The organism is Jiangella alba (assembly GCF_900106035.1).
In the GTDB taxonomy this organism is placed as follows: domain Bacteria; phylum Actinomycetota; class Actinomycetes; order Jiangellales; family Jiangellaceae; genus Jiangella; species Jiangella alba.
The window spans coordinates 570,313-594,926 of record NZ_FNUC01000003.1 but is presented as its reverse complement, the minus strand read 5'-3'; the positions used below and the strand labels follow the sequence as shown (position 1 = coordinate 594,926).

Below are 24,614 nucleotides of genomic sequence, written 5' to 3'. Positions count from 1 at the left end.
GTGAAGGTGTCAACCCGGTGCTTCAGCAGCACCCCGCGCGACCATGCGACCGGCGGCCGTACCATCCGTGGCGTCAGCCGTTGAGCTGAGCCCACGCCTCCTCGTACTCGGCCTTGATCTTGTTGCCGACGGCGGACATGTAGCTCTCGACCGCGGCGGCCCAATCGGCAACCGGCCGGTTTCCCAGGACGATCTCGAGCTCGGTCGCGGTCAGCGCCTGCTGCGCGCTGGCCCCCTCGCTGACGGCGGTCTCGGAGTAGAGCCCCTCCGTCGGGTTGGGCACGGTGTACTGCAGACCCGCCTCTTGGTGGTCGAACTGATCCCGGACGGCTTGCTCGTTGCGCGACTCGAAGATGACCGGGGAGTTCTCCGTGATGTACCGCACCGGCAGCGTCGCCTGGTTGACGCCCTGTGAGGTGAGCACCGGATCCGGACCCTCGAAGGTGAAGGTCTCGCTCTCCAGGCCGAACCGGCGGGTGATGTACTCCGTGCTGCCGAACGGCGCGGCCAGCCAGTCGAGCACCCGAAGTATCTCGGCGAGACGCTCCGGGTCGTCCTGCTTGGCGACCGCCGAGAAGTGCGAGACCGAGGGGCCGGCGGTGCGCACCATCTCCCCGCCGGCCTCGCGCGCGGGAGAGAGCATGCCCGTCAGGCGGAAGCCCTCGATGTCGGCGCCCTGCACGTAGAACTTGGGCCATCCTGCGTAGAGACCGATCTGGAACGCGGTCGTGCCCGCGATCATCCATTCGTTGCGCTGGGTGTTCTGAACGGCGTTGCCGTCCGGGTGCACGACCCCCAGGTCGTTGAGGGCGACCGAATCGGCCAGGGCCTGCTCGTATCCCGGCAGCGTGGCGTTGAAGGTGAAGGCGCCGGCGCCGTCGACCGACCAGAGATTCGCGATGCCGTTCGTCTCGAGCAGCACCGACAGCGGCGTCTGCCCGAAGGCCCAGCGACCCTCCCGATCGTTGGTGAGGGCCTGCGCCATCTCGGTGAACTCCTCGAGCGACTCCGGCTGCAAGGACAGGCCCGCCCGCTCGAGGAGGTCCGCACGTGTGTACAGCACGTTGCCGATCAGCGAGCGCGGCACCGGGACGCCCCAGAGCTTGCCGTCGTAGACGGTGCTCAGCCAGGCCGGCGTCGGGAGCGCCGCGAGGTTCGGGTAATCCAGGACGGCGTCACCGGAGAGGTGCTCGGTGAGGTCGGTGAACTTCGCGGCCAGCATGGCCGGCATCTGCTGCTGCTGACCCTTGATCGCCATGAGGTCGGGCAGGTCGTTGCCGGCGATCGTGGTCGCGAACCGGGCGTTGTACTCCGCCGCGGGCGTGTACTCCAGGTCCAGTTCGGTGCCGAGCGCCTCGTTGAGGCTCTGCCACAGCGCGTTGTTGGCCAGCTCGGGAGCGACCGGATCATAGGTGAAGGTCAGCGCCCGAATCGGATCACCGGATGCCGGAACCCCGCTGGTCACCGCCGTGGGCGGATCCGGGTAGGAGAAGTAGCCGGGCGACACGTCCGGGTTGCTCGAGGCGAGGTCGGGCGGGAACTTGTCGAATGGCTTGTACGTCGGCAGCAGTCCGTCGGCGGCACCACCGCCACCGGTGGATCCTCCATTCGGCGACTGACTACTCGGCGAGCCTGAGCAGGCCCCCAACAGGCCCATCGCCGCGACAGCGCCGGTGGCGCCCAGGAACCTACGACGAGAGATGGTGCCGGACATGGGATTCCTTCCGCTACATCGAGGACAGGATGAAGAACAGGTGGTCAGCCCTTGACGGCGCCGATCATGAGTCCCTTGGTGAAGTGCTTCTGGAGGAACGGGTAGACGAGGAGGATGGGGACGATCGAGATGACGAGGATCGCCATCTGGATGGACAGCTGCGGGGGCAGGCTGTCGGAGCCGGCGGAGACCTGATCGACGCCCATCGGGGTCTCGTTGACGACGTAGGTCCGCAGGACCAGTTGCAGGGGCCACTTCTCGGGCGAGCTGATGTACAGCAGGGCGTTGAAGAACGCGTTCCAGTAGCCGACGGCGTAGAACAGCCCGATGACGGAGATCACGGCCTTGGACAACGGCAACACGATGCGCGCGAGGATCGTGAGGTCGTTCGCGCCGTCGATGCGGGCGCTCTCCATGAGCTCGCCCGGGATGTCGAGAAAGAACTCCCGCATGACGATGACGTTGAAGGCATTGATGAGCACGGGAAGGATCAGCGCCAGCAGGTTGTCGAGCAGGCCGAGCTGCTTGACCACGAGATACATCGGGATCATGCCGGGGCTGAACAGCATCGTGAAGAGCACGGCCAGCAGGATCGGGCGCGAGCCGAGCGATCCGGGCCGGGACAGCGCGTACGCGAGCCCGATCGTGCATGCCAACGACAGCAGCGTGCCGGCGACGGTCACGACGATGCTGATGACCAGTGCGCGGGTCACCACGCCGCCGGACAGGACCGCCTGGTAGGAGGCGAGGGTCGGTTCACGGACGAGCAGCACGAAGCCGCCGTTCCCGGTCACCTCCTCCTGCGTGGCGAGCGAGGTCGAGATGACGGCGAGGAAAGGGAGGATGACGACGGCACAACCGATCGTCAGGATGAGGCCGCGCAAGGCTGTCAGCACCCGGTTCGGCGGCCCCATCCAGACCGGGCGCCCGGCGGACGCCGACGGCCGCGCCTTGCGTGGCTTGGTCGTGAGCCCCAGGGGAGAGGTCGTGGTCACTTGTGGTACACCCCCCGCTCACCGAACTTGTGTGCGAGCTTGTTCGCACCCAGCACCAAGAGCACTGAGATGACACCCTTCGTGAGGCCGACGGCAGCGGCCTGGCCCCAGTTGCCGCCGACGATTCCGTGGTTGTAGACGTAGGTGTCGAGGACCTCACTCGCCGTCGCGCCGACCGCGCCCTGCTGCAGGATGATCTGCTCGAAGCCGACCGTGAGGGCGTCCCCGAGCCGCAGGATCAGCAGCAGGACGAACACCGACCGGATCGCCGGCAGCGTGACGTGCCACATGCGCCGCATCGCGCCGGCGCCGTCCATCGCGGCCGCCTCGTACATCGAGGTGTCGACCCGCGAGATGGCAGCCAGGAAGATGATCGTTCCCCACCCGGTGTCCTTCCAGATCACCTGGCTGGTGATGAGGACCTCGAACAGCTCCGGCACGCCGATGATGGAGAACGTCGACATGTCGCGCTCTCGCAGGAGCGTGTTCACCATGCCCGCGTTCCCCAGGATCTGCTGGAACAGCGCGACCACGATCACCCAGGACAGGAAGTGCGGCATGTAGAGGACCGACTGCACGATCCGCTTGAGCCGCTCCGAGATGACCTCGTTGAGGAGAAGGGCGAGCGCGAGCGGCAGCGGGAACACGAGCACGACCTGGATCAGCGTGATGATCAACGTGTTCGTCAACGCGTTCACGAACAGCGGGTCACCCGAGAAGATCACCTGGAAGTTGTCCCAGCCGACCCAGGGGCTCTCCCCGATCGTCAGGAACGGCAGATACCCCTTGAACGCGATCACGTTGCCCAGCAAGGGGACGTAGTGGAACAACAGCACGACCAGCACGCCCGGGGTGGCCAGCAGCAGCAGGAGCCGGTCGCGCCGCCAGCGGGCGAGGGTCTGGCCGGAGCGTCGCGGCCGGCGGGTGGTCGCCGTCGGCGGCGAGCCCTTCCGCGCGGACTTCTGCGGCGGCCGTTCAGCGAGTTGAGACAAGGTCTGCCTCCCGGTCCCCGCGGGTGAACTCGGATGCGGCCTCGCCGAACAGGATGGTGCGGGCGACGTCGCGCAGGCGGCCGACGGCCGCGGCGTTCATGGCCGACGACGTCGCCCGGGACGCCGCCTCGTCCTCGAGGAGCGCTTCGACGGCAGCGGCCGCGCCCTCCGGGCCGTCCGGCTCGATCTCGACGACGACGTCCGCGCCTCCGAGGTCGGCGTACATCTCACCCTTGACGGTGTCGGTGGGCTGACGCACGTAGAGCGCGGGCGTGCCATGGACGGACGCGAGGATCGGCGAGTGGCACTCCATGCTGACGACGGCGCGGGCGCGGGCGTAGACGGCGTGCGCCTCCTCGAGCGGCCAGTACCGGTCGAGGACGGTGACCCGGTCGACGACGTCGTCCGGGACGCGTGGCAGCAGCTCGTCCTGTGCCAACTCCACCGCGTAGCTCATCTCGGGCACGACGACGGCCCGCTGGCCCGTGGAGCGGACCCAGGTGGTGATCGCGGCGGCGAGGGTGTCGAGGTCGAGGCCGACGGTGCCGGCGTTGATCGCGTACCGGCGGTCGAACTCCCGGGTGCGCTCCGTTCCGTAGATGTCCGGGTACGGCGCGTAGCGCAGCCGGGGCACGAAGCACCCGAACTCCCCGGCCGTGAGGCCCAGCGCGACCAGGAAGGCGTCAGCCGCGGCGTCGTCGCGGTGGCGATAGGCGAACGTGCCGTCCGGTCCGAACTCGAGCACCCCGGGGCGAGCCCCCTGGGAGCGCAGGTACTCGAGGCTGATCGAGTCCCGCGCGAACAGGAACTCGGCGCCGTCGATGATCGCGCGGGCGTCGTCCTCGAGGAACGTCGCCGGCAGGTCCTGCGTCATGACCCGCAACCGTTCGAGCGAGCCCCAGGCGGGCGGGCAGAGCGGGTCGACCGTCACGCCGCCGTACCCGTACGGGCGGTCGGACCGCTCACGCCAGGCTGCCAGCTCCGGCACGAGCGAGGCGCTCGCCGCCGAGCCGTTCACGAAGACGTCCGCGCCGTCCCACGCCGCGGCGAGCTCCGGCGTCGTCGGCACCCCGGCCTCGTCGAGGTCGCCCCGCACGATCGTGACCGTCGGGATCGCCCGGCGGATCATCGCCTCCTCGCGCTCGCCGAGGCGCATCGGCCACAGCGTGATGCGGGCATCGGGCTCGGCGTCGAGCAGGGCGGTGACGAGGCCGGGCGAGTGTGCGACGTCGCCGATGTTCACGTTCGCCCACGACGAGCGCAGGAGCACGGAGCGGGGCGTGGCGGTGGTGGAGGTCAACAGTGTCCTTCCGAGTGCGGCGTCCGTGTGCAGTCCGGCGTCGCCCCTTGACGGAAGACGCTGACGTATCGTCGCGTCAACGTAGCCGACGACACATCGTCACGTCAACGCTTTCATCCACTTCGTGACGCGACGATGCGTCTCCGTCTCACCGGAGGCGAGGCGACCCCGGAGGCGGCGCCGTGCTGGCGCGCGGGATCAGCACGGGTGCGGGCTCGTCGACGAGGCCGAACCGCGTCGGTGCGTCCTCCAGGATCGCCGCGATCGCGTCGACGGCGCGTGCCCCGAGCTCGGCCATCGGCATGCGCACGGTCGCGAGCGCGGGGCGGACGTCACCGGCGACGTCCGCGTCGTGGATCGCGATCACGGAGAGGTCGCCCGGAATGGAGATGCCGGCGTCGTGAGCCGCCGCGCAGATGCCGATGCCCGCGAGCACGTTGTTGGCCACGAGCGCCGTCGGCCGGCGGCCGGAGCCGATGACCTCCCGGAGGGCCGCTGCGCCTTCCGGGGATCCGTGGCCGGTCAGGATCGCATCGCGCGCCTCGAGGCCGGCGTCGAGCATCGCGCCGGCGTAGCCCCGGTGCCGTTCCAGCGTCGGCACCCACTGCTCGCCGCCCACGAACTCGATGTCCAGGTGGCCGAGGTCGAGCAGGTGCCGTGTTGCCACGCGGCCGGCCGCGGCGTCGTCGATCGCCAGCCAGCGGCCGTCCGGTGCGTGACGCCCCTCGACGACGATCACCGGGGCGGGGCGGGCGCGCAGGTGGGCGAGCACCTCGTCGTCGATGAGGCCCTCGCTCCGCAGGATGATGCCGTCGATCGAACCCTGCCCCAGCAGGCGCGCGAGGAAGTGGCTGCCGGAGCGCATCCAGCGCGCGTCGCCCAGCACGACCGCCCACCCGCGCGCCTCCGCGGCGTCGTAGATGCCGTGGAACATGTCGCGGTAGATCGGGTTCTCGATCTTCTCGACGACGACGGCGATCGTCCCCGAGCGTTGCCGGCGCAGGGCCCGTGCGGCGTCGTTCGGGACGTACCCCAGGTCCTCGATGACGGCCTCGACGCGAGCACGCGTCTCGTCGCTCATCCGCGTGTGCGTGGTGCCGTTGATGACGGCGGACACGACGGAGACCGAGACCCCGGCGCGGCGTGCGATCTCCTTCTGGGTACCCATGCGCGTCATGGTATCGACGCAACGTCACGTCCGGGCGCATAACCTCGCCCAACGCATTCACCCGAACCGGGTGATTCCTCACGACCGTGGCCGGTGCTTCGATGTCGAGACATTCGGGTGCACCGCGCGAGTTGGGCTGGCAGTCCCGAGCGTCGAGTAACGCGTTCCGAGGAGAATGCCGTGATCAGGGTGATGGATGACATGCCACCGGGAACCATCGGCGTCCAGGCGGCCGGGGAGGTCACCGAGGAGGACTACCGCGACGTGCTCGTCCCGGCGCTCAGCAGCGCGCTCGAGCGCAAGGACGTGCGTCTGCTGTACGTGCTGGACAGCGGCTTCTCCTACTCGGCCGGAGCGATGTGGGCCGATACCAAGCTGTGGGCGCGGCATCTCAAGGGCTGGAGGAAGGTCGCGGTCGTCTCCGACGCCGACTGGCTGGAGAACAGCATCAAGGCGTTCGGATGGATGATGCCCGGCGACATCAAGGTCTTCGAACCCGACGAGATCCTCGAGGCGAAGCAGTGGTTGGTCGAGGACGAGGACGACGACTGACCGCCCACCTCGGCTGACCTGGACCGATCGACACGGCCGACGTCACAGCTGGTTCCAGAGGAGGAGACCATGACCACGTTCACGGTCTGGAAGTTCGAGGACCCGGACGGCGCGGCCCGGGCCGCAGCGGCGCTGAAGGCCGCCGAGTCCGACGGGGTCGTGAAGATCGTCGACCACGCGGTGCTGAGCTGGCGGCAAGGTGAGGAGAAGCCAAGGCTCGAGCACACGCACGACAGCACGAAGCGGGGTGCCGGCTGGGGCGCGCTCTGGGGAATCCTCGGCGGCGCTCTCTTCATGATCCCCGTCGCCGGAGCCATCATCGGAGCCGGCATCGGCGCGCTCGCGAAGGCCACCGAGGGGACCGGGATCACCCAGGGTGACCTCGAACGCATCCGCACCGAGGTCGGTCCCGGCACCTCGGCGCTGTTCATGGTCACCGACGACGCGGACGTCGACCGGCTGGGCGAGCGATTCCATGGCCGGGACGCCACCCTGATCAGCACCAACCTCACCGAGGCCGAGCGCGCGATTCTGCTGGAGACGTTCGGCGGCCGCTGACGTCACCCGTAGTGCCCCCGGGCCCGGCGTCGACGCGCCGCGATGCCAGGCGTCCCCTCCACTCTCCCGTGGGTCTGGCCTTCGGCGGGGCAACCGTGGAGCGACGGCGCGATCGAGGTCCCGTGGCATGGCACCCCCGTCTGCGTCTCGGCACGGGGACGCGTCCACGCCACGGTCAGCCTTCGAGTCGGCCAGAAGCGCATCGCCGCAGGCCAAAGCCTCGAGAGCTGGATAGGCTGCCATTCAGCGGGTTCAGGGCTCGAGCCCTGATGGCGCACCATCTCTCATCAGCGCAAACGCCCGGTTCTCGATCGAGACCGGGCGTTCGGCGTTCCGGGGTCCTCACGCCGCTGCCAGTATCGGCACCCGGCTGACCGACGTCGAGGTCAGCTCGTCGGCGCCGAAGTGTCCGGAGGCCGTGCGAGCATGACGCGCCCGGCTGGTGCGCCGACGCCCGCCTCGACCTCAAGGAGCGTGCTCATGGACGACGGCGGCGTTCTCGTCGCGATCGTGGTCGGCCTCGCGATTCAGTACTTCATCATCAAGCTGGCCGTCACCGACGCAATCCTGGCGGCCGACCGCAAGCGGAACAGACCGCTCGGACCGCCGAAGGCGTGAGTCGAGCCCCGGACGTCGCATGACCGACGCGTACCGGACGGCCCAGTTGGGCGTCGCGGGGTCAGCCGGGCGGGCCGCCCGCCAGTGGACTGGTGTCCACGTACAGCACCTCGTCGACGCGCTCGGAGAAGCGCCAGCCGTCGGGGGTGCGGCGGTAGCGGTCGTGGTAGACGGAGTAGTTGAGGTGCGACCCGCCGTCGCCGAGCCGGCCGAAGCTCAGCACGTAGGCGCGGCCGGTCGCCGTGTCGCCGTCGAGGCGGACGACGCCCGGGTGGGTGCCCTGCACCAGGTAGTCCCACAGGTCGCCGAGCAGCCGCTCGATCCCGGCGCGGATCGCGTCGCGGCCGGCGAACTCGGCGCCGACCGCGGGGACCCGCCAGACGGCGTCGTCGGTGAACAGCGCCGCGAACCGGTCGTAGTCGCGCATCATCCCGGCGTCGGCGAACTCGCCGCGCAGCGCCTCGATCTCGACCCGGTCGGCGACGGCCTGGAGGTCGGTCACCGCGTCCCCTCCAGCCAGTCGGCGAAGGAGGGGCCGGCGACGACGGCGTCCGGGCCGGGCAGGACCCGTCCCGCCTCGTACAGCACGCCGTCCGGGTCGCCGGGGTCGCTGACGCCCTCGGCGCGGGCGGGGTCGCCGCGGTGGGCGAGGACGAGCGTGCCCAGGTCGACGAGGTTCTCCACGCGCGGCCCGGCGACCTCCAGCAGGGGCGGCCCGTCCGGGGCGGTCGCGAGCTCCGCGGCGGTCTCGGCCACCGTCCGGGCGGCGACCGGCTGCCGCACCATCCGGGGCAGGTGGACGACGTCGCCCTGGCGGCCCCAGCCCATCATGGGCTCGACGAACTCGTGGAACAGGTCCGAGCGCAGGATGCGCACGGGGAGCGGCCCGTCCAGCCACGCCCGTTCCTGGTCCGCCTTGGACGCGGCGTAGCTCGACGTGAACCGGTCGGCCCCGATGATCGACACCACCACGACCCGCTGCACGCCGGCGTCCGCCCCGGCCTGCCGCAGGTTCGCCACGGCGGCACGGAAGAACGCCGCCGCCTCGTCCCGGTCCGGCGACGGCCCGGTGGCGGCGTCGACGAGGACGTCCGCCCCCTTGAGCGCCGCCGCGAGCCCCTCACCGGTGACGACGTCCACTCCGGTGGTGCGCGAGAACGGCGCCGCGTCGTGCCCGGCCTCGGTCAGCGCGTCGACCAGGTGACGCCCGAGTCGACCCGTTCCGCCGGCTACTGCGATCCTCATGTCATCTCCTTTGAAATCGGCTTCGACACCTCGACGAAGCGCGACGGCGGAAGGTAACGGTGGACGGGCTGGCCGAACGGTTCGAGGCGCATCGCGGGCAGTTGCGCGCGGTCGCCTACCGGATGCTCGGCTCGCTGAGCGAAGCCGACGACGCGGTGCAGGAGACCTGGCTGCGGCTCAGCCGCGCCGACACCGGCGACGTGCGCAACCTCGGCGCGTGGCTGACGACGGTCGTCGGGCGGATCTGCCTCGACCTGCTGCGGTCGCGCACCGCGCGGCGGGAGGAGCCGCTGGACGTCCGGCTCCCGGACCCGGTGATCAGCTCGGTAGACGGGGTCGACCCGGAGCAGGAGGCGCTGCTCGCCGACTCCGTCGGGCTGGCGATGCTGGTGGTCCTCGACACCCTGCAGCCGGCGGAGCGGCTCGCGCTCGTCCTGCACGACACCTTCGCCGTGCCGTTCGACGACATCGGCCCGATCGTCGGGCGTTCCGCGGACGCGGCGAAGATGCTGGCCAGCCGGGCCCGCCGCCCGCGTCCAGGCCGCCACGACGGTCCCCGACGCCGACCTGCCGCGCCAGCGCGAGGTCGCCGACGCGTTCCTCGCCGCCGCCCGCGCGGGCGACTTCGACGCTCTCGTCGCCGTGCTCGACCCGGACGTCCTGCTCCGCGGCGACCACGGCGCGCGGCAGGCGTCGGAGCTGATCCGGGGTGCTCGGCGGGTCGCCGAGGGCGCGCTCCGCTTTGCCGAGGCCGCGCGCTACTCGCGTCCGGTGCTGGTCAACGGGGTGCCGGGCCTGGTCACCGCGCCGGACGGCCGGCCGCTGTCGGTCATGGCGTTCACCATCAGGGGCGGCCGGATCGTCGAGATCGACATCCTCGCCGACCCCGGCCGCCTGGCCCGGCTCGCGCTGACCCCCGGCTGACGGGGCTCAGCCGAACGCGAGGCCGCGGGCGGCCAGTTCCTCGGTGAGGATGCGGATCGACTTCGGCCCGACGCCGTGGATCGCGAGGAGTTGCGCCGGCGTCACCGAGGTGAGCTGGTCGTAGCGGGTGTAGCCGTGCAGTGCCAGCTCGCGGCGCGCGGTGCGGCCGATGGCCTGCGGATACTCGGTGGGGACGGGCGAGTCGTCGGGCGGCATGCGTCCCTCCATCGGTCGGCTGCGCCCGATCGTAGCGGCGGGCTCCGACAGTCCCCGGCAGAATGGTCGCGTGCCCGCCGTCGTCGTCCTCACCGGCCTGCCCGGCACCGGCAAGTCGACGCTGGCCGACCGGGCCGCCGCGGTGCTCGGCGCGCCGTCATTCGCCGGCGACTGGCTGCTCGGCGCACTCGCGCCGCACGGCGTCCTGCACGACCTGGACCGCGCGACGTACCGGCGGGTGTACCACGATCTGCTGGGCACGCTGGTCACGCGGCAGCTGCTGCTCGGCCAGTCCGCCGTCGTCGACTGCCTGGTGGACGACGAGGTGCTGACGCGGTGGCGCGGCCTGGCCGGCGAGCACGGCGCCCGGCTGGCGGTCGTCGAGTGCCGGTGCGGCGACGTCGACGTGCACCGGCGGCGGGTCGAGGGGCGGCGGCGCGGGATCCCGGGCTGGCACGAGGTCGACTGGGCGCACGTCGAGCGCATGCGCGCCGAGTTCCCGCCACTCACCGTCGAGCACCTGGACCTCGACACCGCGCACCTCGACGCCGATGTGGCGCTGGCCCGCGTGCTCGCCTACGCCCAGGCATAGGAACGGCCCGCCCGTGGTTGTCACGATCATGACCGACAGCAGTGCAGTCATCGACCACCTCGACCACACGGGCACCGTCCGGCTGGCCACCCGGACCGAGGACGGCCGCGAGATCGTCACCAAGATCTGGGCCGTCGTCGTCGACGGGCAGGCGTACATCCGCAACGGCTACGGCGACTCCTCCAAGTGGTACGCCCGCCTCCGCCGCGCCGGCCGCGCCGCCTTCGTCGACGGCGACACCAGGTACGACGTCACCGTCCAGCTCGCCGACGACGAGGCGACGAACGCCGCGATCGACGACGCCTACAGCGCCAAGTACGCCGGGTCCGGGTCGTCGCTGCGCATGATGATCACCGGCGACGTCCGCACGACCACCCTCCGCGTGACGCCCGTCTAGACCTGGTCGACGCCGCCGAGGCGGAGGAGGCGGGAGCGGCCGGAACCGACGGGCGAGCCACAGGCGGCGCACACGGCGGCCAGGTGCAGCTCGGCGCCGCAGGAGTGCTCCCACACCGTCGGCGGCGCGCCCTCGGTGACGTAACGGTCGCCCCAGTCCATCAGCGCCAGCAGCACCGGCTGCAGCGCCCGCCCGGACTCCGTCGCCACGTACTCGTACCGCCGCGGCTGCGACGAGTACGGCCGCTTCTCCAGCACCCCGGCGTCGACGAGCGTGCGCAGCCGGGCGGCCAGGATGTCGCGGCTGCCGCCGGTCGCGGCGACGATGGCGTCGAAGCGGACGTTGCCCAGCAGCACCTCGCGCAGCACCAGCAGGCTCCACCGCTCCCCCACGACGGCCAGCGCGTTCGCGATCGAGCACTCGCGGGCGGCTGACGCCCTCACGACGCGTCCAGCCGCTCGACGATGGTCGCGTTGGCCAGGCCGCCGGCCTCGCACATGGTCTGCAGGCCGTACCGGCCGCCGGTCTGCTCGAGCACCGACAGCAGCGTCGTCAGCAGCCGGGCGCCGCTCGCGCCGAGCGGGTGCCCGATGGCGGTGGCGCCGCCGTTGACATTGACGCGGGCGGGGTCGGCGCCGGTCTCGTCCAGCCAGGCGAGGACGACGCCGGCGAACGCCTCGTTCACCTCGAACGCGTCGATGTCGGCGAGCGTCAGCCCGGCGCGCGCCAGCACCTTCTGCGTCGCCGGAATGATGCCCAGCAGCATGAGCAGCGGATCGGCGCCCGCGACGGCGAACGAGTGCAGCCGGGCGCGCGGCCGCAGCCCAAGCTGCCGGGCGACGGCGGCCTCGACGATCAGGACGGCCGCCGCGCCGTCGTTGACCGGCGACGAGTTGCCGGCGGTGACCTGCCAGCCGATCTCCGGGAAGCGTCGCTCCCACACCTCGGCCCGGAACGACGGCGCCAGCCCGGCCAGCGCGTCGGCCGAGGTGTCCGGCCGGACCGACTGGTCGACGGCGAGGTCGGCGCCGGGCACCTTCACGACCTCGTCCGCGAACCGGCCGTCGGCCCACGCGGCGGCCGCCCGCTGGTGGCTGGCCAGCGCGAACGCGTCGAGCCGCTCGCGCGGTATCCCGTAGCGGGCGGCGATGAGCTCGGCGCTGACGCCCTGCGGCACCAGCCCGTCGGGGTAGCGCTCCGCGACCCCGGCGCCGAAGGCGTCGCGCCCCGCGGCCTGCGAACCGATGGGGATGCGGCTCATCGACTCGACACCCGACGCGATGGCGACGTCGTAGGCGCCGCTGAGGACGCCCTGTGCCGCGAAGTGCACCGCCTGCTGGCTGCTGCCGCACTGGCGATCGACGGTGACGGCGGGCACCGACTCGGGGAAGCCGGCGGCCAGGACGGCCCAGCGGGTGGTGTTCATGCTCTGCTCGCCGATCTGCCCGACGGCGCCGCCGATGACGTCGTCGACGGCGGCGGGGTCAAGAGCGGTGCGCTCGACCAGGGCACGCAACACCACCGCGTGGAGGTCGACGGGGTGGACGGTGGACAACGCGCCGCCCGGTTTGCCCCGTCCCAGGGGCGTGCGGACCGCATCGACGATGACAGCTTCTCGCATGACCCCACTCTAACTGCTGAGTTGGAAATTCCAACCCTCTGACTGCGGACGTAGACTCGCGACGTGGACGCCGACTCCATCGACCTCGACACGTTCGAGGACATGGTCACGCAGGCCCTGGCCGAGCTGCCCGACTGGGTGCAGCGGGCCGTCGACGGCATCGCGATCATGGTCGACGACGAGCCGCCGGCCGACTACCACGGCCGTGGCCTGCTGCTCGGCCAGTTCCACGGGGTCGCCCGGACGCGCATCGGCGGCCGGGTGCCGGGCAGCCTGCCCGACCGCATCGAGCTGTACCGCGTCCCGATCCTGCGGGTCAGCCAGACGCCCGACGACGTCGCGGCGCGGGTGCGCAAGGTGCTCGGGCACGAGATCGGGCACGCGTTCGGCATCGCCGAGACCCGGTTGCGCGAGCTCGGATGGTACTGACCGGTGGCCGCGGCGCACCCCATGAAGACTATGTTTGCCCAGGCCAGAGGCCGTTGCCGCAACATCCCGGAGCTGTCTACCGTCCGAACGGACCACCTTGGCGGACTGAACTGACGAAATCTGCGGAACGGCTTTTGCCGCCTCCACACGCCTGAGTAGGGTTACGCAACTGGGGGGCGATCTGTAGCGGCTTCGTGCGAAATTCGCCAGATCTCCCTCCGGGAACCAGAAGGGATCTCGGTCGATCAGCAGGGCTCGGCAAGAGAAGTCGACGGGACGCCGGCGTGGCCACGGTGCCAGGTCCAGCGGTCCCCGGTTCGGCGTGTCCCGGCCCACCCCCGCCGCCTGGGTGTTCGAGAAGATCCGCCGCTACCCGGTCGTCATCGTCTGCGCGTTCGCCGCCACCCTCGGCATCACGCTCGGCAACATGCTGGTGCCCAGCATCGACAGCGCGCTCGGCATCGACCGCTTCCCGTCCGCCGACCAGATCATCGCCTCGCCCGGCGACGACCCCGAGCAGCCGTCCGACGACGAGCCCGGCAAGGCGCCCACCGACGACGGCCCCGACTCCGCTTCCCCCGACCCTGACGACGACGGTGACGGCGGCGGCGAGGGCGCGGGCGCGGGCCACTCCGGCGACGACCCCGAGCGGCCGTCCGACGACGATCCCCAGGCCGAGCCGGGCGGCGGCGACGGCACCGGGTCCGGCAACGGCGACCGCGAGCCGTCCGACGACCCCGACGACGACACCGGCGGCTCCGGCGAGACCCCGTCCGGCGACGACCCGCCCGAGCAGCCCGGCGACGACGCCACCGACGTCCCTGGCATCGAGTTCCCCACGAACCGGCCGACCGGATCGCCCACCGGCGACGACGACCCGACGCCCACCAACAAGCCGACAGCGGGCAAGCCGACCGAGGAGCCGGCGGACGACGAGCCGTCCGACGACGAGGACGAGAACGAGGGCATCTGCCTCGAGATCGACCTCTCCCCGCTCGAACTGGCGCTCTGCCTGCTCGGCGGCGGCCAGGCCAGCCCGTCGCCCGTCCCGTACCTGCCGTCGCCGACCACCACGCCCACGCCGACGCCCGAGGTCACGCCGGCGCCCTGACGGTCAGCCGAACGTGCGATCCAGGTGCGCCAGCCCGAGCCGGGCGTACTCCGCGGCGTCCGTCTCGACGCCGTACGCGATGTCCTCGAGCAGCGCGCACCGCGCGTAGAACGCGACCCGCTCGGGCTCGACGGCGTCGCGGTCACCGCCGTACGAGGCGACGATCCGCTCGACGACGTCCGGGCCGAGGTCGCGGTACAGCCGGCCGAGGTCGACGGCGGGATCGGCGACGGCCGCGTCGGTCCAGTCGATGACGCCGCTCAGCGCGCCGCCGTCGACCAGCAGGTGCTCGGCGCCGAGGTCGGCGTGGCAGAACGTCAGCCGCCGCGGCGGTCCGGGCGGCGGCGCGGCGAGGAACGCCTCGACCCGGCGCCGGCCGGCCGTCCCGATGACCGCCACCGCCGTCTCGTACGACTCCGCCGCGTCGGCCAGCCACTCCGCGCCCGGTGTGTCGTCGACGTCGACCAGCGCGGACAGCGCGCCGTGCGCGTCGGCGTGCAGGCCCGTGAGGAACCGCGCGAGCGGCTCGGCCAGCGCCGCGGGCGCCGCGACCGGGTGGAACAGCAGCGGCGCGCCGGGCAGCCTGCGGTACGCGAGGATCCCGGTGGGTCCGTCGACGAACACCGGCTCCGGCACCGGCAGGCTCGACACCGCCGCGACCGCCGTCAGCAGCGCCGCCTCGCGCTCGGCCGCCGCGAGCCGCGTCGCGGGGTCGTCGTCGCGGGACCTGCGCAGCACGAGGTCGCCGGCGGCGAACGCGACGTTGTCGACGCCGGCGCCGAGCGGCACCACCGCCGCGCCGGCGTGGGACGGCAGCTGGCGGCGCAGCGCCGCGCCGATGTCGTCGAGCATCTGGCGAACGTACCCCGCGTCGGCGAGACTGCAAGACATGCCGAGCAAGGTCAACGTCGACGTCGAGGGCCGCACCCTGGGTCTGAGCAACCTCGAGAAGGTGCTCTACCCGGAGACCGGGACGACCAAGGGCGAGATCATCCAGTACTACACGCACGCGGCGTCGGTGCTGCTGCCGCACCTGCGCGACCGCCCCGTCACCCGCAAGCGCTGGCCCAACGGCGTCGAGGAGGCCAGCTTCTTCGAGAAGAACGCGCCGCGCGGCACGCCGCCGTGGGTGCGCACGGCCGAGCTGCCGTCGCCCGGCTCGACGATGGACCGCGAGACCGTCGTCTACGTCATGGCCGACGACCTCCCGACCCTGGTGTGGCTGGCCAACCTCGCCGTGCTCGAGCTGCACGTGCCGCAGTGGACCGTCGACGACTCCGGCGCCGGCACCGACCCCGACCGGCTGGTCGTCGACCTCGACCCCGGCGAGCCGGCCAACGTCATCCAGTGCTGTCAGGTCGCGCTGCTGCTCGGCGAGCTGTTCGACGACGCCGGCCTGCCGTCGTACCCGAAGACCAGCGGGTCCAAGGGCATGCAGCTGTATGTGCCGCTCGACGGCTCGGCCACGTCCGACGACGTCAGCGGGTACGCCCGCGAGCTGGCGCAGCGGCTGGAGAAGGAGCACCCGAAGCTGGTCATCTCGCGCATGGAGCGGGCGGCGCGCGGCGGCAAGGTGTTCATCGACTGGTCGCAGAACAACTCGGCCAAGACGACCATCGCGCCGTACTCCGTCCGCGGCCGGGCCCGCCCGACGGTGTCGACGCCGGTCACGTGGGACGAGGTCGAGGCAGGCGCCCGCTCGACGGCGACCAAGCGGCTGCCCCTCCAGTTCGACATCGACGACGTCCTCGCCCGCCTCGCCGACGACGGCGACCTGCTCGCCCCGATGTTCGACGAGGCCCACGCACTCCCCGGCGGCTGAACCGCCCGCGCGGCAGAGGCGGCCCGCGCCGGGGTGACCTCGCGCGCAGGGTGACACCACCGCCAACTGTTGGCGCCCACGTCACCACCCCACACCCCACCCCCACCCCGCCCCGCCCCGGCGACGACGGGCAACCCCCGCCCGACCACTGCTCGACCAGGCCCACACCCCTCCCCAGCGGCTGAACCGCCCACGCGGCGGAAGCGGCCCGCGCCGGGACGACCTCGCACGCAGGGTGACACCACCGCCAACAGTTGGCGCCCACGTCACCACCCCACACCACACCACACCCCACCCAGCCCCGCCCCGCCCCGGCGGCGACGGGCAACCCCCGCCCGACCCGCTGCTCGACCAGGCCCACACCCCTCCCCGGCGGCTGAACCGCCCGCGCGGCGGAGGCAGCCCGCGCCTGGGTAACCTCGCGCGCAGGGTGACACCACCGCCAACAGTTGGCGCCCACGTCACCACCCCCACACCACACCCCCACCCGGCCCCGCCCGGCGACGACGGGCAACCCCCGCCCGGGTGACGACGGGCAACCCCCGCCTGCCCGCCGTTAGCCGTAGCTGACCGGGCCCTCCGGCAGGCCGGGCAGCAGTTCCTGCACCTCGTCGCGGCCCAGGCCGGTCGCGAGCAGGACGTCGACGGCGAGGGAGCGGACCTGGGCGATCACGATCTGCCCGGCGAAGCCGCCGGTGTGGTCCAGCGCCTCGGTCGCCATGCGGGCGGACTCGACGGCCGACACGCGGGCCTCGCGCGGCTCGTCGCCGCGTTCGAGGTCGATGCGCAGCAGCCGGACGGCGCCGGCCAGCGCGCGCAGCGACTGCGGCAGCACCCGCGGCACCGGCTCGTCGCGCTGCAGCAGGCTGATGACGTGCCGCACCAGCACGCGCGTGTTGCGGGTCATGTGGTCCAGCGGCGTGGCGACGTCGAGGTAGGCGGCGAGGTGGCCGCGCTTCTGCCAGCGCACGGGCGCGATGCGGGCGACCTCGTTGGCGCCCTCCAGAGCCGAGTGCATGGCGTCGACGTCGGCCTGGGTGTCGCGGGCCCGCTCCAGCGCCTGGGCCGCAGCGCCGCGGTCGTGCCCGGCCAGCGCCTGGGCCGCGGACTCCATGACCTCGGCGACGGTGGTGAGCAGCGGGTCGATCTGCCGCCGCGCCGCCGAGACGGGGTTCAGCGGCAGCAGCAGGACGCTGATCGCCAGCCCGACGCCGCAGCCGACGAGAGCGTCGACGAAACGGTCGAGATTGAGGCCGGTGGGGTCGGCCGGGGCCAGCGCGACGACGAGGACGGCGGACGCGCCGGCCTGGGTGACGATCAGCGGGCCGCCGGTGACCAGCAGCGCCAGCACCATCGCCAGCGCGACGACGACGGCCAGCTGCACCACGCCGCCGCCGATCCACGACACCAGCAGGTCGCCGACCAGCACGCCGACCGCGACACCGCCGACCAGCTCCAGCACCCGCGGCAGCCGCTGCCCGAGCCCGCCGCCGAGGATGATCAGTGCGGAGATCGGCGCGAAGAACGGCTGCGCGTGGTCGATCGGCGGGATCGTCGCCAGCCACCACGCCAGCGCCGCGCCGAGCGCCGACTGGACGATCGGCAGCGCGGTGAGCCGGACCCGTCGCAGCCGGGTGCCCGCGCTCTCCTTGGACCGCAGCGCCAGCGCGTCCAGCGCTTCGTCGCGCCGCGGCGACGACGGGGGGTCGGGCGGTCCGGACACGGCCGGGCCGCTACAGGTAGAGGCCGGTCTGGCCGTCGCCGATCCGCTCGGACGCGACGGCGTGCAGGTCGCGCTCGCGCAGCAGCACGTAGGTCTCGCTGCGCACCTCGACCTCGGCCTTGTCCTCGGGGTCGAACAGCACGCGGTCGCCGGCCTCGACGGTGCGCACGTTCGCGCCGACCGCGACGACCCGGGCCCACGCCAGCCGGCGGCCCATGGCGGCCGTGGCCGGGATGACGATGCCGGCGGACGAGCGGCGCTCGCCGTCCTCGCCGTCCAGCGAGACCAGCACGCGGTCGTGCAGCATGCGGATGGGCAGCTTGTCGGGGTCCTGGGTGGTCACAACAGTAGAGAGTACGTCCGGACGGCGGTGGTCAGCGCCGCCGTGCCCGCCACAGCAGCAGCCCGACCACGAGCGCCGCACCGGCCACCGCGCCGAGTACCTCCAGCCGCGGGCTGCCCTCGGGCGTCGTCAGCCGCGCCCGCAGGCCCGCCGTCGACTCCTTGACCAGCCGGGACGGCGCCAGCCGCGCGGTCAGCTCGTCGACGTTGGCGGAGAGCCGGTCGGTGCGAGCCTGGATGTCGGACTCGATCTGGCGGATGCTGCGGCCGCGTTTGGCCAGCTCGGCCTGCACCTCGGGCGCCATGGGCATCGGCTGGCGCGAGGCCGGCAGCATGGGCTCGGTCGGTCTCTGATCCGCGGCGGACACGGATCTACCGTACCGATGCGGCCGCCCAGCCGTATGGATACGGTGTGAACGTGACTGACTCGCGACTCTCCCCGGGCGACGCCGCGCCCGAGTTCACGCTCCCCGACGCCGACGGCAAGCCCGTCTCCCTCGCCGACTACCGGGGGCAGCGGGTCGTCGTCTACTTCTACCCCGCCGCCATGACTCCGGGGTGCACCACGCAGGCCTGCGACTTCCGCGACAACCTCGCGTCGCTGCAGGGCGCCGGGTACGCCGTCCTAGGGGTCTCGCCCGACGCGCCGGCCAAGCTGGCGACGTTCCGCGAGCGCGACCACCTCACCTTCCCGCTGCTCTCCGACGTCGACCGCTCGACGCTCGAGGCGTACGGCGCGTTCGGTGAGAAGAAGCTGTACGGCAAGGTCGTGCAGGGCGTCATCCGGTCGACGTTCGTCATCGACGCCGACCGCAAGGTCGAGAAGGCCATGTACAACGTCAAGGCGACGGGGCACGTCGCCAAGCTCCGGCGCGACCTGGGGCTCGACGCGGCGTGACACGTGCCCGCCTGCGCACCGCCCTCGCCGTCGCGCTGATCGTCCTCGGCACGCCGCTGCTGCTGGCCGGCGCCGCGACCGCCGTGTACGTCGGTCCCGACGACACCGTCGAGTACGCGCGGGCCGACGTCGGCGGCGAGGGCTCCGTCGCGGCCACCGCGGTGGGCCTCGCGACGGTCACCGGCCCGGTGCTGCACGTCAGCGCGCGGATGGCCGACGACAGCGACGTGTTCGTGGGCGTGGGGCACCGCATCCATGTCGATTCCTACCTCGACGGCGTGGGGCAGCAGGCGGTGACGGCGGCGGACCTGCGCGGCGAGGTGACGACGTCGGCGGAGGACGGTTCGCCGGCTCCGGCGGCGCCGCCCGGCGACCTCGACTGGTGGGAGTCCAGCGCGTCCGGGTCCGGCTGGCGCGGCGTGTCGTTCGAGCTGACGGACGAGCCGGTGCGGGTCGTCGTCATGTCGCCGTCGGCGTCGGGCGAGCCGCTGGACGCCGAGCTGAGCCTGGGCATCGAGGTCGACGGCATCTTCGTCACCGGCGTGCTGGTGGGCGTGGGCGGGCTGCTGCTGATCGGCGCCGGCGTGCTGCTGATCTGGCTGCGGCGGCGACGGCGCAAGCGGGAGCGTGCGCTGCGCGCCGTCCCGGACAAGGACGAGGACGAGGCCCCGAAGCCGCCGCCGGACGAGCCGGGCGAGCCGGGCGAGCCGGGCGAGCAGCCCGAGCCGGCGAAGGAGAAGGTCGCGACCGTCACGCCGCTGCCGAAGCGGCCGCTGCCCGAGCGCACCCCGCCGCCCCCGGCGCCCGCGCCGCCGCCGAAGCCGTCCGCCCGCATCGCCGTCGTGCTCGGGCTGACCGGGCTGGTGACGGCCTGCGCCCAGGTGCCCGGCGAGGTCGACGAGGGTGCGCGCGACGCGCTGATCCCGGCCATCACGTCCGACCGCGCCGAGGGGTTCTTCGAGCAGTACAACGAGGTCGTCGGCGCGGCGGCGACCGGAGCCGGCGACGCCCCGCTGGCCGACGTCGAGGGCGGCACGCTGCTGGCGACGTCGCAGTTCGCCGCCGAGGAGCGGCAGGCCACCGGCGCCGCGCCGGAGGGCCTGCCGTCCGCCGTCACCCCGTCCGTCGTGCTGTCGCCGCAGGTCGACGAGTACCCGATGTGGGCCGTCGTCACCGGCCAGTCGTCCGCCGGCGGCGCGCCCTCGTGGTTCCTGCTCACCCGCGAGGACGCCGCGTCGCCGTGGCTGGCCAGCCTCGCCGTCCACCCCGCCGAGGGCACCTCCGTCACCGCGCCGCTCACGGCCGACGGCGCCGCCGTCGTCGCCGACGACGACGCCACCCGCCGCGGCGACGAGGTGCTGGAGGCGCTGCGGGCCTACGGCGAGACCGGCGAGGAGCCCGAGGGCATCGACCTCACCTTCGCCGACGGCCTCACCAACCTGCCGGCGCACGGCCTGCAGCTCGGCACCGCGCCGCCGGAGTTCGGCACCGCCACCCGCAGCTGCGCCGTCGAGAACGCCGGCCAGACGCACTGGCTGCAGACCGAGTACGGCGCCGTCGCCCTGGCCTCGATCAGCTGCACCCAGTCGGTGACGGTGAACCCCGGCTACTCGGTGGTCATCGAGGCGGCCGGCCTGGGCACCATCCCCGGCGGGTCGCAGATCTCGCAGGCCGAGATCTCCCAGAACGCCACCTTCATCCTCTCCGTCGACACCGACGGCTCGGCGACGGTGATCGGACAGCGCATGCAGCCCATCGGCATGACCTGGTCGCTCCCCTAGGATTGGCCGTGCGCGGGAGTGGCGGAATCAGGCAGACGCGCCAGATTTAGGTTCTGGTGTCCTCGGACGTGGGGGTTCAAGTCCCCCCTCCCGCACGAGCCACCTCAATGCTCCTCCGCACGGGACCGGCTGGGCAGCAGGGTCATCAGCGCCGCGGCGAGCACGTACGCCCCGATCTGCCAGGGCAGCGCCGCCGACAGCGCGTCGGCGTGGGCGGTGACGACGTCGAGGCCGGCCGCGTCGTCCAGGGTGGAGAAGAAGACGGTGCCGAGGACGGCAACGCCGAGGGCGTTGCCGACCTGGCTGAAGGTCGTCAGGACGCCGGCGGCGGAGCCGGCGCGGTGCTCGTCAACGGCGGCGATGATGATGCCGATGAGCGGCGGCGCCGCGAGGCCGAGACCGAGGCCGCCGAGGAAGAGCGGCCAGGCCAGCGCCCAGTAGCCGAGGTCGGCCGTGTCGTTCAGCAGCACCAGCAGCAGCACCTGTGCCGCCGCCAGGCTGACCGCGCCGGTCATCAGCAGCGCCCGCCCGGCCTTGGCCGCCAGCTGCACCGACAACGCCGACGTGATGAAGGAGCCGATCGCGTACGGCAGCAGCACCAGCCCGGTCTCCCACGCCGTCCGCCCGGTGCCGTTCTGCAGGTAGAGCACCAGCAGCAGGAAGTACGAGCCGATGGCGCCGAAGAACAGCACCGCGACGACCACGCCGGCGCTGAACCCGCGCCGGGCGAACAGCGCCGGCTCGATCAGCGGGTCGCCGCCGCGGGCCTGGACCCGGCGCTGCCGCCACACCAGCACCGCGACCACCAGCGGCGCGGCGACGAGGCAGGCGACGGTCCAGGCGGGCCAGTCCAGCTCGGGCCCCTGCACCAGCGGCAGCAGCACCAGCACCGTCGCCGCGGTCGCCAGGACGGCGCCGGGGACGTCCAGCCGGGCGGAGCCGGGGTCGCGCGACTCGGCCAGCGTCCGCCACCCGACCACCAGCGCCACCACGCCGATCGGCACGTTCACCCAGAACACCGCGCGCCAGCCCAGCCCCCACAGGTCGCCGTCCACGAGCGCTCCGCCGAGGATCGGCCCGACGACCGCGGCCAGCCCCAGCGTCGCGCCGTACACGCCGAGCGCCGCGGGCCGGTACCGCTCCGGGAAGGTGGACCGGATCATCCCGATCACCAGCGGAATGGTGAACGAGGCCGCCACGCCGGTGAGGATGCGGCTGACCATCAGCCAGCCCGGGTTCGGCGCCAGGGCGGCCAGCGCGGCGAACAGCGTCCCGGCCGCGAGACCGGCCAGGAACACCCGGCGGCGTCCGTACAGGTCGCCGACCCGGCCGCCGGTGATCAGGCCCGCGCCCATCGCGAGGGTGTAGCCGGCCAGCGTCCACTGCACCTGCGCGGGCGTCATGCCCAGGTCGGCGGCCATCGACGGCAGCGCGACCGTGACGATCGTGGCGTCCACGAGGTCCATGAACTCCGCCGTCAGCACGACGGCCAGGCCCACCCACACCGCAGCCGGCAGCCCGGCTGTCTTCGTCTCACTCGATCTCTGCTCCACACAGCCTCTGCGTCACACAACTAATGCATGAGACAGTAAACTGGCCGCCACACGGATGCAAGCGAGAGGGAAGGGGCGGCATGCGGGACGACCTGCTGAACGAGGTCATCGGCGCGCTACCCGGCTGGCTGGTGCGCGCCCAGCAGTTCAACGACCTGGTGGCCGCGCGGCTGGGGGTGTCGTCGTCGGACCTGCAGGCGCTGTTCGTGCTGAGCACCGAGGGCAGCCTGACGCCGGGCGAGCTCGGGCGGCAGATCGGGCTCACCACGGGCGCCGCCTCGCGGATGGTGGAGCGCCTGGTCGTGGCGGAGCTGGTGACGCGCTCACCGGATGCGGCCGACCGGCGCCGGGTCATCGTCACGGCCCGGCCCGAGGCGCTGGACGAGGTCGCCCGGCACTACGGCCCGCTCAACGAGCAGCTGCGTCAGGCGCTCGGCGGCTTCGACGACGCCGGGCTGCGGGCGCTGCGCGACTTCGCCCGCGCGGCGGAGGCCACCACCGAGGGGCTGCTGCGCGCCGAGGCGCCGGACACTCCTACGCGGACGTCTTGACGTGCATCCAGAGCACGACGTCGAGGATGCGCAGCGGCGGGTCGAGCAGGTCGGACTCGCGGACCGCGGACTCGGCGGTGACCTTCTCGAGCAGCCGCCGCACCTCGGTGTCGGTGACGAGGTGCTGGTAGACCAGCCAGTCGACGCGGCGGTCCTCGCCGACGCCGAGGAGGCCGCGGGTGACGAGGGAGTCGCGGACGGGGAACAGGCGGGGCCGCTTGCGGGCGCACAGCTTCGACGCCGCGACCCACTTGTTGCCGCCGAGGGCGTTCTTGAGTTGCAGGTGCAGGTGCTCGGCGGCGTCGAGGACGGTGTCGTCGGCGTCGGCGAGGTCGGTCTCGACCGGCACCATGCGTAATGCCTTGAGGACGTCGTTGCGGTGCGGGCCGCCCTGCAGCAGCTGCCGCCCGGCCCGCGGCCCGACGCTGATGCCCAGCAGCGACGTGGCGTAGAGGTCGGCGGCGGTGATGGAGTCGTACTCCACCGGTCCGACCGCGAGGAAGCTGCGGCCGGCGTGGTTGGAGTCGCGGTCGTAGAAGAGCCGGAGGTTCTGCACGGCGGCAGGGTCCTCGAGGGCGCCCAGCGCGGCCGAGCGGGCGCGGTCGAGCTGAGCGGAGGACGGCCGACGGGCGCGTGTCGGGGTCACGACGATCATCGTCGCAGGCTCCCCGGACACATCCAACCCCTCGGACCGTCAAGTGGACGTCAGAATTGCGGCCGCGAGCGTGTAGAACGCGTGAAGATGCGGCCATGGGCGGCCTTCGCGACCCTAGCGTCGCCGGCATGGAGCACTCACAGCCGTTGTTCGTCCCCGTCCGCTCGACGTCGCCCTGGCTGGCCGTCGTCACCGCTCGGCTCCCCGAGGGCGGCCGCGTCGGCCTGGCCTTCACCAGCGCCGAGGCGCTCGCCGCCGCCATGGGCCGTGCGCAGCCGTGGACCCGGCTCAGCCTCGCCGCCCAGCGCGCGCTGCTCGCCCCGCTCGGCGTCACCGGCATCCGGGTCGACCCGGTCCTCGTCGCGGCTCCCCTGACGGGAACCCGTCATGCCGCGTGAGCTGGACGCCGTCGACCGGGTGATCCTGGGCCAGCTGCTGCGGATCGGCCGCTCGCCGCTGCACGTCCTCGCGCGGCGGGCCGGGCTGAGCGTGTCGGCGATGTCGGTGCGGGTCCGGCGGCTGGAGGAGGCCGGCATCATCGCCGGCTTCCGCGCCCAGCTCGACCTCGACGCCGTCGGGCGGCCGGTGCAGGCGGTGGTGCGGGTCGAGCTGGCGCCGGAGACCGAGCGGCCGATCTTCGAGAAGTGGCTCGGCGGCCGGCCGGCGGTGACGGCGGCCTGGCAACTGGCCGGCGACGCCGACTACGTCGTGCACCTGGCCTGCCGCGACGTGTCCGGGCTCGACGACGAGCTGCGCGAGCTGACGGCGCACGGCGGCGCCCAGCGCACGTCGACGAGCATCGTGCTGCACGCCGTCGCCGATCTGGGCGGCCATCTCACCGACTGATGCGGAGCTGA

The 24,614-nt window shown here is 72.6% G+C and carries 29 protein-coding genes, 1 tRNA gene and 1 pseudogene; 15 read left to right on the top strand and 16 right to left on the bottom strand.

The window, feature by feature from the left end; genetic code table 11:
* Positions 1 to 73: 73 nt before the first annotated feature.
* From BLV02_RS05420 to BLV02_RS05400, 5 genes are all read right to left on the bottom strand, one after another.
* The gene (locus BLV02_RS05420) at positions 74 to 1,714 is read right to left on the bottom strand and encodes a substrate-binding domain-containing protein (protein ID WP_083288926.1); all 1,641 of its coding nucleotides are present in this window, start codon (positions 1,712 to 1,714) and stop codon (positions 74 to 76) included.
* A 44-nt stretch (positions 1,715 to 1,758) separates the two neighbouring features.
* Positions 1,759 to 2,709, bottom strand: coding sequence for a carbohydrate ABC transporter permease (locus tag BLV02_RS05415; RefSeq protein ID WP_074946153.1), 951 nt, complete (start codon positions 2,707 to 2,709; stop codon positions 1,759 to 1,761).
* A complete protein-coding gene (locus BLV02_RS05410; RefSeq protein WP_083288925.1) occupies positions 2,706 to 3,701 on the bottom strand; it encodes an ABC transporter permease in 996 nt (331 codons plus the stop codon). Before BLV02_RS05410 ends, BLV02_RS05415 begins: the two co-directional genes overlap by 4 nt.
* Positions 3,685 to 5,001 carry a polysaccharide pyruvyl transferase family protein gene (locus BLV02_RS05405; RefSeq protein ID WP_069113122.1) on the bottom strand — a complete coding sequence of 439 codons (1,317 nt, stop codon included), beginning with the start codon at positions 4,999 to 5,001 and terminating at the stop codon, positions 3,685 to 3,687. The genes BLV02_RS05410 and BLV02_RS05405 overlap by 17 nt, the downstream gene beginning before the upstream one ends.
* A 148-nt stretch (positions 5,002 to 5,149) precedes the next feature.
* A complete protein-coding gene (locus BLV02_RS05400) occupies positions 5,150 to 6,169 on the bottom strand; it encodes a LacI family DNA-binding transcriptional regulator (protein WP_171906813.1) in 1,020 nt (339 codons plus the stop codon).
* 201 nt (positions 6,170 to 6,370) lie between these two features.
* Here BLV02_RS05400 and BLV02_RS05395 point away from each other — a divergent pair, with 201 nt between their 5' ends.
* The 3 genes from BLV02_RS05395 (at position 6,371) to BLV02_RS36290 (ending at position 7,897) form a co-directional block, all read left to right on the top strand.
* Positions 6,371 to 6,721 carry a SpoIIAA family protein gene (locus tag BLV02_RS05395; RefSeq protein ID WP_171906812.1) on the top strand — a complete coding sequence of 117 codons (351 nt, stop codon included), beginning with the start codon at positions 6,371 to 6,373 and terminating at the stop codon, positions 6,719 to 6,721.
* 69 nt (positions 6,722 to 6,790) lie between these two features.
* Positions 6,791 to 7,279, top strand: a complete 489-nt coding sequence (locus BLV02_RS05390) for a DUF1269 domain-containing protein (protein ID WP_069113119.1) — start codon at positions 6,791 to 6,793, stop codon at positions 7,277 to 7,279.
* A 480-nt stretch (positions 7,280 to 7,759) separates the two neighbouring features.
* Entirely contained in the window at positions 7,760 to 7,897 is a 138-nt protein-coding gene (locus BLV02_RS36290) for a hypothetical protein (protein WP_171906811.1), read from the top strand.
* 61 nt (positions 7,898 to 7,958) lie between these two features.
* Here BLV02_RS36290 and BLV02_RS05385 read toward each other — a convergent pair whose 3' ends face one another.
* Together BLV02_RS05385 and BLV02_RS05380 are read right to left on the bottom strand one after the other, a co-directional pair.
* Complete coding sequence (locus BLV02_RS05385; protein ID WP_069113118.1) at positions 7,959 to 8,399, bottom strand: nuclear transport factor 2 family protein; 441 nt, start codon at positions 8,397 to 8,399, stop codon at positions 7,959 to 7,961.
* Positions 8,396 to 9,142, bottom strand: a complete 747-nt coding sequence (locus BLV02_RS05380; RefSeq protein ID WP_069113117.1) for an SDR family oxidoreductase — start codon at positions 9,140 to 9,142, stop codon at positions 8,396 to 8,398. The genes BLV02_RS05385 and BLV02_RS05380 overlap by 4 nt, the downstream gene beginning before the upstream one ends.
* Before the next feature lie 59 nt (positions 9,143 to 9,201).
* Here BLV02_RS05380 and BLV02_RS38200 point away from each other — a divergent pair.
* Positions 9,202 to 10,066, top strand: a pseudogene (locus BLV02_RS38200) (sigma-70 family RNA polymerase sigma factor).
* A gap of 6 nt (positions 10,067 to 10,072) precedes the next feature.
* Here the strand turns inward: BLV02_RS38200 and BLV02_RS05370 are convergent.
* Positions 10,073 to 10,282, bottom strand: a complete 210-nt coding sequence (locus BLV02_RS05370) for a helix-hairpin-helix domain-containing protein (protein ID WP_069113116.1) — start codon at positions 10,280 to 10,282, stop codon at positions 10,073 to 10,075.
* 70 nt (positions 10,283 to 10,352) lie between these two features.
* On the opposite strand from BLV02_RS05370, the gene BLV02_RS05365 reads away from it, so the two are divergent.
* Both BLV02_RS05365 and BLV02_RS05360 read left to right on the top strand, forming a co-directional pair.
* On the top strand, positions 10,353 to 10,874 hold the full coding sequence (locus tag BLV02_RS05365) for a P-loop nucleotide/nucleoside kinase family protein (RefSeq protein ID WP_069113115.1): 522 nt from the start codon (positions 10,353 to 10,355) through the stop codon (positions 10,872 to 10,874).
* Positions 10,875 to 10,902: 28 nt separating this feature from the next.
* Positions 10,903 to 11,271 (top strand): DUF2255 family protein, encoded by a 369-nt coding sequence (locus BLV02_RS05360; RefSeq protein ID WP_069113114.1) that lies wholly within the window; start codon positions 10,903 to 10,905, stop codon positions 11,269 to 11,271.
* On the opposite strand, the gene BLV02_RS05355 is transcribed toward BLV02_RS05360, so the two are convergent.
* Together BLV02_RS05355 and BLV02_RS05350 are read right to left on the bottom strand one after the other, a co-directional pair.
* Positions 11,268 to 11,714, bottom strand: coding sequence for a winged helix-turn-helix transcriptional regulator (locus BLV02_RS05355; protein WP_069113113.1), 447 nt, complete (start codon positions 11,712 to 11,714; stop codon positions 11,268 to 11,270). The two genes, BLV02_RS05360 and BLV02_RS05355, sit on opposite strands and share 4 nt — an antisense overlap.
* Entirely contained in the window at positions 11,711 to 12,892 is a 1,182-nt protein-coding gene (locus tag BLV02_RS05350; protein WP_069113112.1) for a thiolase family protein, read from the bottom strand. The genes BLV02_RS05355 and BLV02_RS05350 overlap by 4 nt, the downstream gene beginning before the upstream one ends.
* Positions 12,893 to 12,955: 63 nt before the next feature.
* Here BLV02_RS05350 and BLV02_RS05345 point away from each other — a divergent pair, with 63 nt between their 5' ends.
* Both BLV02_RS05345 and BLV02_RS05340 read left to right on the top strand, forming a co-directional pair.
* On the top strand, positions 12,956 to 13,321 hold the full coding sequence (locus BLV02_RS05345; RefSeq protein ID WP_083288921.1) for a metallopeptidase family protein: 366 nt from the start codon (positions 12,956 to 12,958) through the stop codon (positions 13,319 to 13,321).
* 322 nt (positions 13,322 to 13,643) lie between these two features.
* The gene (locus BLV02_RS05340) at positions 13,644 to 14,432 is read left to right on the top strand and encodes a hypothetical protein (protein WP_069113111.1); all 789 of its coding nucleotides are present in this window, start codon (positions 13,644 to 13,646) and stop codon (positions 14,430 to 14,432) included.
* 3 nt (positions 14,433 to 14,435) lie between these two features.
* On the opposite strand, the gene BLV02_RS05335 is transcribed toward BLV02_RS05340, so the two are convergent.
* The gene (locus BLV02_RS05335; RefSeq protein WP_069113110.1) at positions 14,436 to 15,284 is read right to left on the bottom strand and encodes a phosphotransferase family protein; all 849 of its coding nucleotides are present in this window, start codon (positions 15,282 to 15,284) and stop codon (positions 14,436 to 14,438) included.
* Positions 15,285 to 15,321: 37 nt separating this feature from the next.
* Here BLV02_RS05335 and ligD point away from each other — a divergent pair, with 37 nt between their 5' ends.
* Positions 15,322 to 16,254, top strand: a complete 933-nt coding sequence (ligD, locus tag BLV02_RS05330) for a non-homologous end-joining DNA ligase (protein ID WP_069113109.1) — start codon at positions 15,322 to 15,324, stop codon at positions 16,252 to 16,254.
* Positions 16,255 to 16,810: 556 nt separating this feature from the next.
* Here the strand turns inward: ligD and BLV02_RS05325 are convergent.
* The 3 genes from BLV02_RS05325 to BLV02_RS05315 all read right to left on the bottom strand — a co-directional run bounded on the left by BLV02_RS05325 (position 16,811) and on the right by BLV02_RS05315 (position 18,687).
* Positions 16,811 to 17,977 carry an FUSC family protein gene (locus BLV02_RS05325; RefSeq protein WP_083288919.1) on the bottom strand — a complete coding sequence of 389 codons (1,167 nt, stop codon included), beginning with the start codon at positions 17,975 to 17,977 and terminating at the stop codon, positions 16,811 to 16,813.
* 10 nt (positions 17,978 to 17,987) lie between these two features.
* Positions 17,988 to 18,284: a co-chaperone GroES gene (locus BLV02_RS05320; protein ID WP_069113269.1), complete on the bottom strand. Its 297-nt coding sequence runs from the start codon at positions 18,282 to 18,284 to the stop codon at positions 17,988 to 17,990.
* Positions 18,285 to 18,351: 67 nt separating this feature from the next.
* A complete protein-coding gene (locus BLV02_RS05315; protein WP_141711711.1) occupies positions 18,352 to 18,687 on the bottom strand; it encodes a DUF3618 domain-containing protein in 336 nt (111 codons plus the stop codon).
* Positions 18,688 to 18,737: 50 nt separating this feature from the next.
* On the opposite strand from BLV02_RS05315, the gene bcp reads away from it, so the two are divergent.
* The 3 genes from bcp (at position 18,738) to BLV02_RS05300 (ending at position 21,093) form a co-directional block, all read left to right on the top strand.
* On the top strand, positions 18,738 to 19,217 hold the full coding sequence (gene bcp / locus BLV02_RS05310; RefSeq protein WP_069113268.1) for a thioredoxin-dependent thiol peroxidase: 480 nt from the start codon (positions 18,738 to 18,740) through the stop codon (positions 19,215 to 19,217).
* Positions 19,214 to 20,998, top strand: a complete 1,785-nt coding sequence (locus tag BLV02_RS05305) for a DUF8094 domain-containing protein (protein WP_069113107.1) — start codon at positions 19,214 to 19,216, stop codon at positions 20,996 to 20,998. The genes bcp and BLV02_RS05305 overlap by 4 nt, the downstream gene beginning before the upstream one ends.
* Before the next feature lie 12 nt (positions 20,999 to 21,010).
* Positions 21,011 to 21,093, top strand: a tRNA-Leu gene (locus BLV02_RS05300).
* 9 nt (positions 21,094 to 21,102) lie between these two features.
* Here BLV02_RS05300 and BLV02_RS05295 read toward each other — a convergent pair.
* Complete coding sequence (locus BLV02_RS05295; RefSeq protein ID WP_069113106.1) at positions 21,103 to 22,551, bottom strand: MFS transporter; 1,449 nt, start codon at positions 22,549 to 22,551, stop codon at positions 21,103 to 21,105.
* Positions 22,552 to 22,631: 80 nt separating this feature from the next.
* Here BLV02_RS05295 and BLV02_RS05290 point away from each other — a divergent pair, with 80 nt between their 5' ends.
* On the top strand, positions 22,632 to 23,102 hold the full coding sequence (locus tag BLV02_RS05290) for a MarR family winged helix-turn-helix transcriptional regulator (protein WP_069113105.1): 471 nt from the start codon (positions 22,632 to 22,634) through the stop codon (positions 23,100 to 23,102).
* On the opposite strand, the gene BLV02_RS05285 is transcribed toward BLV02_RS05290, so the two are convergent.
* The gene (locus tag BLV02_RS05285; RefSeq protein WP_141711710.1) at positions 23,086 to 23,748 is read right to left on the bottom strand and encodes a DUF6308 family protein; all 663 of its coding nucleotides are present in this window, start codon (positions 23,746 to 23,748) and stop codon (positions 23,086 to 23,088) included. The genes BLV02_RS05290 and BLV02_RS05285 overlap by 17 nt on opposite strands.
* Before the next feature lie 137 nt (positions 23,749 to 23,885).
* Between BLV02_RS05285 and BLV02_RS05280 the strand changes: the two genes are divergently transcribed.
* Together BLV02_RS05280 and BLV02_RS05275 are read left to right on the top strand one after the other, a co-directional pair.
* Positions 23,886 to 24,155: an SAV_915 family protein gene (locus BLV02_RS05280; RefSeq protein WP_083288917.1), complete on the top strand. Its 270-nt coding sequence runs from the start codon at positions 23,886 to 23,888 to the stop codon at positions 24,153 to 24,155.
* The gene (locus tag BLV02_RS05275; RefSeq protein ID WP_083288916.1) at positions 24,145 to 24,603 is read left to right on the top strand and encodes an Lrp/AsnC family transcriptional regulator; all 459 of its coding nucleotides are present in this window, start codon (positions 24,145 to 24,147) and stop codon (positions 24,601 to 24,603) included. Before BLV02_RS05280 ends, BLV02_RS05275 begins: the two co-directional genes overlap by 11 nt.
* Positions 24,604 to 24,614 lie beyond the last annotated feature (11 nt).

Coding starts and splice junctions, on each gene's coding strand:
- BLV02_RS05360 (WP_069113114.1), top strand. CDS start 10,903: ATGACCGACAGCAGTGCAGTCATCGACCACCTCGACCACACGGGCACC.
- BLV02_RS05280 (WP_083288917.1), top strand. CDS start 23,886: ATGGAGCACTCACAGCCGTTGTTCGTCCCCGTCCGCTCGACGTCGCCC.
- ligD (WP_069113109.1), top strand. CDS start 15,322: ATGCCGAGCAAGGTCAACGTCGACGTCGAGGGCCGCACCCTGGGTCTG.
- BLV02_RS05380 (WP_069113117.1), bottom strand. CDS start 9,142: ATGAGGATCGCAGTAGCCGGCGGAACGGGTCGACTCGGGCGTCACCTG.
- BLV02_RS05370 (WP_069113116.1), bottom strand. CDS start 10,282: ATGCCGCCCGACGACTCGCCCGTCCCCACCGAGTATCCGCAGGCCATC.
- BLV02_RS05320 (WP_069113269.1), bottom strand. CDS start 18,284: ATGCTGCACGACCGCGTGCTGGTCTCGCTGGACGGCGAGGACGGCGAG.
- BLV02_RS36290 (WP_171906811.1), top strand. CDS start 7,760: ATGGACGACGGCGGCGTTCTCGTCGCGATCGTGGTCGGCCTCGCGATT.
- BLV02_RS05275 (WP_083288916.1), top strand. CDS start 24,145: ATGCCGCGTGAGCTGGACGCCGTCGACCGGGTGATCCTGGGCCAGCTG.
- BLV02_RS05290 (WP_069113105.1), top strand. CDS start 22,632: ATGCGGGACGACCTGCTGAACGAGGTCATCGGCGCGCTACCCGGCTGG.
- BLV02_RS05420 (WP_083288926.1), bottom strand. CDS start 1,714: ATGTCCGGCACCATCTCTCGTCGTAGGTTCCTGGGCGCCACCGGCGCT.
- BLV02_RS05390 (WP_069113119.1), top strand. CDS start 6,791: ATGACCACGTTCACGGTCTGGAAGTTCGAGGACCCGGACGGCGCGGCC.
- BLV02_RS05350 (WP_069113112.1), bottom strand. CDS start 12,892: ATGCGAGAAGCTGTCATCGTCGATGCGGTCCGCACGCCCCTGGGACGG.
- BLV02_RS05335 (WP_069113110.1), bottom strand. CDS start 15,284: ATGCTCGACGACATCGGCGCGGCGCTGCGCCGCCAGCTGCCGTCCCAC.
- BLV02_RS05400 (WP_171906813.1), bottom strand. CDS start 6,169: ATGGGTACCCAGAAGGAGATCGCACGCCGCGCCGGGGTCTCGGTCTCC.
- BLV02_RS05395 (WP_171906812.1), top strand. CDS start 6,371: ATGCCACCGGGAACCATCGGCGTCCAGGCGGCCGGGGAGGTCACCGAG.